The organism is Streptomyces purpurogeneiscleroticus, from assembly GCF_020024005.1.
GTDB lineage: Bacteria > Actinomycetota > Actinomycetes > Streptomycetales > Streptomycetaceae > Streptomyces > Streptomyces purpurogeneiscleroticus.
The window spans coordinates 1-7,850 of the sequence record NZ_NHSG01000075.1 but is presented as its reverse complement, the minus strand read 5'-3'; the positions used below and the strand labels follow the sequence as shown (position 1 = coordinate 7,850).

The 7,850-nt window shown below is 71.6% G+C and carries 4 protein-coding genes and 1 pseudogene; 3 read left to right on the top strand and 2 right to left on the bottom strand.

The window, feature by feature from the left end; genetic code table 11:
- Window positions 1-158: 158 nt before the first annotated feature.
- Window positions 159-3,695 carry a transcription-repair coupling factor gene (gene mfd, locus CCS38_RS02325; protein WP_223731496.1) on the top strand — a complete coding sequence of 1,179 codons (3,537 nt, stop codon included), beginning with the start codon at window positions 159-161 and terminating at the stop codon, window positions 3,693-3,695.
- 56 nt (window positions 3,696-3,751) lie between these two features.
- Here the strand turns inward: mfd and CCS38_RS02320 are convergent, their stop codons facing one another.
- The gene (locus tag CCS38_RS02320) at window positions 3,752-5,218 is read right to left on the bottom strand and encodes a DUF2079 domain-containing protein (RefSeq protein WP_223731495.1); all 1,467 of its coding nucleotides are present in this window, start codon (window positions 5,216-5,218) and stop codon (window positions 3,752-3,754) included.
- A 194-nt stretch (window positions 5,219-5,412) separates the two neighbouring features.
- On the opposite strand from CCS38_RS02320, the gene CCS38_RS02315 reads away from it, so the two are divergent.
- Window positions 5,413-6,168 (top strand): HNH endonuclease family protein, encoded by a 756-nt coding sequence (locus CCS38_RS02315; RefSeq protein WP_223731494.1) that lies wholly within the window; start codon window positions 5,413-5,415, stop codon window positions 6,166-6,168.
- 158 nt (window positions 6,169-6,326) lie between these two features.
- Here the strand turns inward: CCS38_RS02315 and CCS38_RS02310 are convergent, their stop codons facing one another.
- The gene (locus tag CCS38_RS02310; RefSeq protein WP_223731493.1) at window positions 6,327-7,151 is read right to left on the bottom strand and encodes a DUF4190 domain-containing protein; all 825 of its coding nucleotides are present in this window, start codon (window positions 7,149-7,151) and stop codon (window positions 6,327-6,329) included.
- 271 nt (window positions 7,152-7,422) lie between these two features.
- Here CCS38_RS02310 and CCS38_RS02305 point away from each other — a divergent pair.
- A pseudogene (locus CCS38_RS02305) lies at window positions 7,423-7,850 on the top strand (SAM-dependent methyltransferase); the annotation flags it as partial.

Here is a 7,850-nt window from a genome sequence, read left to right as displayed (position 1 = left end):
GGTGGCTGTCAGCGGGCGGGCGTACCCTGGGAAACCCCGGCCCGCTCACCGCGCACCGGCTGCCGGCGTCACGTACGCCCCGTGCGTCGCGCCCAGCCCGCGGTACAGAAGCGGCCGGTCGTTCGCGTTGTCCGACTCCCTGGGACGGAAGCCTTTTCATGAGCCTGACAGGACTGCTCGACGCCGTCGTACGGGACCCGGCGCTGGCCGAAGCGGTCGAGGCCGCCACCGACGGGCACCGCCGCCACGTGGACCTGGTCGGCCCGCCGGCCGCCCGCCCCTTCGCCGTCGCCGCGCTGGCCCGGGACGCCCAGCGCCCGGTGCTGGCGGTCACCGCGACCGGCCGGGAGGCCGAGGACCTGGCCGCCGCGCTGCGCTCGCTGCTCCCCGAGGACAGCGTCGTGGAGTACCCCTCCTGGGAGACCCTGCCGCACGAGCGCCTCTCGCCCCGTTCGGACACCGTCGGCCGCCGCCTCGCCGTGCTGCGCCGGCTCGCCCACCCCAGCAAGGACGACCCGGCGACCGGCCCGGTCTCGGTCGTGGTCGCCCCCGTGCGGTCCGTGCTGCAGCCGCAGGTCAAGGGGCTGGGCGACCTGGAGCCCGTCGCGCTGCGCAGCGGCGAGAGCGCCGACCTCGGCGAGATCGTGGACGGCCTGGCGGCCGCCGCGTACAGCCGCGTGGAACTGGTCGAGAAGCGCGGCGAGTTCGCGGTCCGCGGCGGCATCCTGGACGTCTTCCCGCCCACCGAGGAACACCCGCTGCGGATCGAGTTCTGGGGCGACGACGTCGAGGAGATCCGGTACTTCAAGGTCGCCGACCAGCGCTCCCTGGAGATCGCCACGCACGGCCTGTGGGCGCCGCCCTGCCGTGAGCTGCTGCTCACCGCCTCCGTACGGGAGCGGGCCGCGGCCCTCGCCGAGGAGCACCCGGAGCTGGGCGAGCTGCTCGGCAAGATCGCCGAGGGCATCGCCGTGGAGGGCATGGAGTCCCTCGCGCCGGTCCTCGTGGACGAGATGGAGCTGCTGCTGGACGTGCTGCCGGCGGGCTCCATGGCGGTGGTCTGCGACCCGGAGCGGGTGCGGACGCGCGCCGCCGACCTGGTCGCCACCAGTCAGGAATTCCTCCAGGCCAGCTGGGCTGCCACGGCCGGCGGTGGGGAAGCCCCCATCGATGTCGGCGCGGCCTCCCTGTGGGGCATCGCGGACGTCCGGGACCGCGCCCGTGAGCTGGGCATGATGTGGTGGTCGGTCTCCCAGTTCGCCGCCGACGAGGCGGCCGAGGTGGACGGCGACACGCTCAAGCTCGGCATGCATGCCCCCGAGACGTACAGAGGCGACACCCAGCGCGCGCTCGCCGACACCAAGCAGTGGCTGGCCGACGGCTGGCGCACGGTCTATCTCACGGAGGGCCACGGCCCCGCGGCCCGTACGGTCGAGGTGCTCGGCGGCGAGGGCATCGCGGCCCGCCTGGACCCGGACCTCGCGGAGATCTCGCCGTCCCTCGTGCACGTCTCCTGCGGCTCGATCGACAACGGCTTCGTCGACCCGGCGCTGAAGCTCGCGGTGCTCACCGAGACCGACCTCTCGGGCCAGAAGGCGGCCGGCAAGGACGCCACCCGGATGCCGGCCCGCCGCCGCAAGACCATCGACCCGCTGACCCTCGAAGCGGGCGACTACATCGTGCACGAACAGCACGGCGTGGGCCGGTACATCGAAATGGTGCAGCGCACGGTCCAGGGCGCCACCCGCGAGTACCTCCTCGTCGAGTACGCGCCCGCCAAGCGCGGCCAGCCCGGCGACCGCCTGTACATCCCCACCGACCAGCTGGAGCAGGTCACCAAGTACGTCGGCGGCGAGGCCCCGACGCTGCACCGCCTCGGCGGCGCCGACTGGACCAAGACCAAGGCGCGCGCGAAGAAGGCCGTCAAGGAGATCGCGGCCGATCTGATCAAGCTGTACTCGGCGCGGATGGCGGCGCCCGGCCACACGTTCGGGCCGGACACCCCCTGGCAGCGCGAGCTGGAGGACGCGTTCCCGTATGCGGAGACGCCCGACCAGCTCACCACCATCGCCGAGGTCAAGGAGGACATGGAGAAGTCGGTCCCGATGGACCGGCTGATCTGCGGCGACGTCGGCTACGGCAAGACCGAGATCGCGGTGCGCGCCGCCTTCAAGGCCGTGCAGGACGGCAAGCAGGTCGCCGTCCTGGTCCCGACGACGCTGCTCGTGCAGCAGCACTTCGGCACCTTCACCGAGCGCTACGGTCAGTTCCCCGTCAACGTCCGCGCCCTCTCCCGCTTCCAGACAGAGACCGAGTCCAAGGCCACCCTGGAGGGGCTCAAGGACGGCTCGGTCGACATCGTCATCGGCACCCACCGGCTGTTCTCCTCCGAGACCAAGTTCAAGGACCTGGGCCTGGTCATCGTCGACGAGGAGCAGCGCTTCGGTGTCGAGCACAAGGAGCAGCTGAAGAAGCTGCGCGCCAACGTGGATGTCCTGACGATGTCCGCGACGCCGATTCCGCGGACTTTGGAGATGGCGGTGACGGGCATCCGCGAGATGTCGACGATCACCACCCCGCCCGAGGAGCGGCACCCGGTCCTGACCTTCGTCGGTCCGTACGAGGAGAAGCAGATCGGCGCCGCCATCCGCCGCGAACTGCTCCGCGAGGGCCAGGTCTTCTACATCCACAACCGTGTGGAGTCCATCGACCGGGCCGCGGCCCGCCTCCGTGAGATCGTCCCCGAGGCGCGCATCACCACCGCCCACGGCCAGATGTCGGAGTCCGCGCTCGAACAGGTCGTGGTCGACTTCTGGGAGAAGAAGTCCGACGTGCTGGTCGCCACGACCATCGTCGAGTCCGGCATCGACATCTCCAACGCCAACACGCTGATCGTCGAACGAGGCGACAACTTCGGCCTCTCCCAGCTCCACCAGCTGCGCGGCCGGGTCGGCCGTGGCCGCGAGCGCGGCTACGCCTACTTCCTCTACCCGCCCGAGAAGCCCCTGACGGAGACCGCGCACGAACGCCTGGCCACCATCGCGCAGCACACGGAGATGGGCGCCGGCATGTACGTCGCGATGAAGGACCTGGAGATCCGCGGCGCGGGCAACCTCCTCGGCGGCGAGCAGTCGGGCCATATCGCGGGCGTCGGCTTCGACCTGTACGTCCGCATGGTCGGCGAGGCCGTGGCGGACTACCGCGCCTCGCTGGAAGGCGGCGTGGAGGAGGAGCCGCCGCTGGAGGTCAAGATCGAGCTGCCGGTGGACGCGCACGTCCCGCACGACTACGCCCCCGGCGAGCGCCTGCGCCTGCAGGCGTACCGTGCGATCGCCGCCGCCAACACCGAGGAGGACATCGCCTCGGTACGCGAGGAGCTGACCGACCGCTACGGCAAGCTCCCCGAGCCGGTGGAGAACCTCCTGCTGGTTGCGGGCCTGCGGATGCTCGCCCGCGCCTGCGGCGTCACCGACATCACGCTGCAGGGCTCCAACATCCGCTTCGGCCCGGTCGAGCTGCGCGAGTCCCAGGAGCTGCGGCTGAAGCGGCTGTACCCGCGTACGGTCATCAAGCCCGCCACCCACCAGGTCCTGGTCCCCCGCCCGGCCACGGGCAAGATCGGCGGCAAGCCGCTGGTCGGCCGCGAACTGCTGGCCTGGGTGGGTGAGTTCCTGACTTCGGTACTGGGGTCGTGACTTCGGTACTGGGGTGGTGACGGGGTGCGGGCGGGGCCTCGGGGTCCCGCCGCGCCTCAGTCCTTCGTGGCGCGCTTGAGGAGCGTGAGGCCGCCGGCTTCGCCGTCCGGTACGTACACCGCGCCGGGATGGCGGCGGCCGGCGTCCACGAGGGCCTGCGGCGTGGTCCGGCCGTCGCGGAGCTGGACGGCGATGTAGTCCGGGGCGATGCCGCGGGTGTCGCCTATCCAGTACACCGTCGTACGGCCGGTGAGCCGGCTGATGGGCCGGACGTCGGCCTCGACGGTCGCGCCGTCGGGGACCCTGTTCAGCAGCGCCTCGGCCTGGGGGACGGCGGGTGGCGTCCGGTAGGTGGCCGCTTCGGTGAGCCGCGCCAGCGGGAGCGTCGTGGTCAGCGCGAGGGCCGCGGCGAGCGCCGCCGCCGGGATGTGCACGGCGTAACTGCGCAGCCAGGGGCGGCCGCTCGTACGGAACCGGGGCACCGCGTCGACCAGCGCGAGGAAGACCACGGGCATCAGGACGGCGCTGTAGTGCCAGTCGGTGCCCCAGTAGTGGTCGTCGTGCGAGACGAAGCGCCAGCCGATGGTCGGCACCGCGGCGAGCAGCAGCGGTGAACGCAGGGCCAGCAGCCCGGTGGTGGGCAGCAGGGTCCACAGCAGCGTACGGACGGCCGTGTCCACGGGGATGAGCGGCGCCGGGCCGCCGTCACCGCTGAGCTTGGTCCAGTAGTCGTACGAGCCGGCGCCGTTGAAGGCGGGGATGATCACGGTGAGGGTGAGGGCGGTGGCGGCGAGGCCGAGGAGGACCAGCGTGACGGCCGCGGGCACTGCCCGCCGGGCCCGGATCAGGACGATCACGCCGATGGCCGCAGCGGTCACCCCCAGGTCCTCCTTGACCAGGACCAGCGGGGCCGCCCAGCACACCGCGGCGGTCCAGCGCCTGCGGATCACCGCCTCCAGCGAGAAGGCGATCATCGGCAGTGCGAACGCGATCTCGTGGAAGTCGAAGTCGACCGCGCGCTGCAGCCCCCAGGACAGCCCGTACGCCACGCCGATGGCGAGCCCGGCACGGCGGCCGAGCAGCCGGGCCGCGCACCGGGTGACGGGCACGGCGGACAGCGCGAAGAGCGCGGCCTGCGCGACGAGCAGGGTCACCGGGGAGGGCAGCAGCCGGTAGAGCGGGGCGAGCAGGGCGAGTACCGGACTGAAGTGGTCGCCGAGGATGTTCGCGCCGGGGCCCTTGAGGTCGGCGACGGGTGCCTGGAGATGCGCGTAGGTCCGCACCACCTGCTCGAATATCCCGAGGTCCCAGGAGATCGTGCCCATGGTGCGGTACCGCTGCACGGACACCGTGGCGAACAGGGCGAAGAGGACGGCGGCCGTCCAGTACGGATCCAGCCGCGGGGCGCGCAGCGCGGCGGCCCGGACACGGAGGCGGCCCGGCCCGCTTCCGGTACGGCCCTCGGCCGCGGCCGGGGTCCGTGCGCCGGCCTCGTCCGTCGCGGTTGCTGCGGCCGTATCCATGCGGATCCTTACTCTTCCTCGCTCGCCTGGCCCTGTACTTGCTCTGCTGTCTCAGCTTCCGAAAAGGTACTCGAAACCATCGAATCGGACGCCCCGTCATACAAGGTGGCCGACGCGACGTACGGTCACCAAGGGGCGGCCACCCGCCCCGGCCGCTTGCCCACGGCCATGCAACCGAAGATTGGACATCCCCCTTGATACGGTCCGCGCTTCCCGTACGCCGTGCCGCGCTCTCCGCGACGGCCCTGGCCGCGACCCTCGTCCTGGCCGGCTGCGACCTGTCCGGCGGCAGTACTCAAGGAGACGGCAAGCGGAGCCCGGACGTTCCCACGGCGACGGGCGAACCGGGCAGTGCCCTCGCGGCGCTCGGCTCGCTCACGGTCAAGGGCAGGGCCCCGAAGACCGGATACGAGCGGGACCGCTTCGGCACCGCCTGGGCCGACACCGACAGCAACAGCTGCCCGACCCGCGAGGACATCCTCAAGCGCGACCTGACGCAGGTGCAGTACCAGGACGGAGACTGCAAGGTGTCCTCGGGCGAACTGGCGAAGGACCCCTACACCGGGCAGCGGGTGATCTTCCGGCGCGGCAGCAGCCTCGTGGACATCGACCACGTCGTGGCCCTGTCGGACGCCTGGCAGAAGGGCGCCCAGCAGTGGCCGGCCGGCAAGCGGATCGCGCTGGCCAACGATCCGCTGAACCTCATCGCGGTCGGTGCCTCCGCCAACCGTCAGAAGAGCGACGGTGACGCGGCCACCTGGCTGCCGGCCAACAAGGGCTACCGCTGCGACTACATCGCCCAGCAGGTCGCGGTGAAGAAGAAGTACGGCCTGTGGGTGACGCGCGCGGAGAAGGAGGCGATGCGGAAGGTGCTGAACACCTGCCCGTCCGAGCGGCTCCCCGCAGGCGGCAACCCGACCGAGGCCCCGCCCCGCTTCCACGCGAACTAGCCGACCGAGGCTCCGGTCCCGCTTCCGCACTTACTGGCGGACCGAAGCCCCCCGTCCCGCTTCCGCGCCGGCCGGCAGGCCGGGCAGCGCGGGGGACGGCGGCCGTGCCCGTCGGCCTGTGACGGCCGGCCGGGCACGGCGCCGGTGGTCAGGGCAGGTCACAGACCCAGGTCCCACTGGGACGCCTCGTGCTCCAGGCCCGGCGACACCTCGACGTCGAGGTTCTTCGCCCCCGCCGGGGTGTCGAAGGCGAACTCCACGCTCGCGCTCTTGCCCGGCAGGATCTTGCCGTTGAAGCCCTCGCCGACCGTGCCGTCGAATATCTGCTCCGCGGCCTTGCCGTCCTTGCCGGCGCGCGCCTCGACCAGGGTCAGGGTGCTGTCGAACTTCTCCTTGCCCTTGTTCTCCAGCTGCACCGTGAACTTGTAAGCCTTCTGGCCCTCCTTGTGGCCGACGGCGAACTCGCCGACGTTGTACGCCGTCGCCTTGGACACCGTGACGCTCAGACCCGTGTCGTACTCGGCGGTGTCGCCCGCGTGCAGCGCCTCGCCCTCCGCGTCCTTCGAGTCGCCGCCCGTGCCGGCCGCGTCCTCACCCTCCGAACCGCCGCTCTTGGGCTGCGCGGTGGAGGTCTCCAGCGACTTGTTGATCTCGTCGACCGTGTCCTTGACCGCGGTGAAGGTGATCACCGCGCCGACCACCGACAGGATCAGCGAGGCGATGCCCAGCAGCGCACCCGCCAGCGCGACCCCCTTATTGGTGGCCTGACCGCGCTTGGCGCGGCCCCGGCCGACCAGGCCGAAGATCAGGGCCAGCAGGCCGAGCGTGCCGGCGAACCAGAACATCAGCGGTATCAGCCCGGACAGAGCGCCGATCACGCCGAGCACGAGGGCCGCGATGCCCAGGCCGTTGCGAGCGGCCTGCGGAGCCGGGGCGCCCGTCGGAACCGGGGCGCCGGGCGGGAACTGCATCTGCTGGGACATGGCTGTGGGTCCCTTCCGGGAGTCTCGATCGGTTCTGACGAATCGACCTGAAGAAAGAGAGAGGAGAAGAACGAGAAGAACGAGAAGAACATCGAGAAAGGGTGGAGCTGGTGTCTCGATGGCTCAATAACAGCAGAGGCTGTGAACCGAGTCAACACGGTTCACGGGAAAGTATTAATTCACGGCGTGAAGGGGTTTGGGGCTGTGTCGTGGGTATGCTCGCTGACACAGGCGACAGACGCGACGGAGCGATCGGACGGGAGCCAGTCAGGTGCCGGAGAACGCAACACCGGAGACCCCAGCGCAGACCGCGGTGGAAGCCGCGGTCGCGGCGGAGGTGACCGCCGCGGGTATCGCGCGCCTGGCCGGCGTGGGCCGGGCCGCGGTCAGCAACTGGCGCCGCCGGCACGCCGACTTCCCCCGGCCCATCGGGGGCACGGAGTCGAGCCCCGCCTTCGCGCTGACCGCCGTCGAGCAGTGGCTGCGCGAGCAGGGCAAGCTCGCCGAAGTGCCGCTGCGCGAGCGGGTGTGGCAGCAGGTCGCGGGCCACCCGGCCGGCGCCGCCACGGCCCTGCGGCACGTCGGAGCCGTCCTCCTCCTCGTCCGCGACCGGCCTGCCGTCTGGCGCGGACTCGCCCGCGCCGATGACGACGCCGAGCTGACCGGACTGCTGCCGCCCGCGCTCGACGCCGTCCTCAC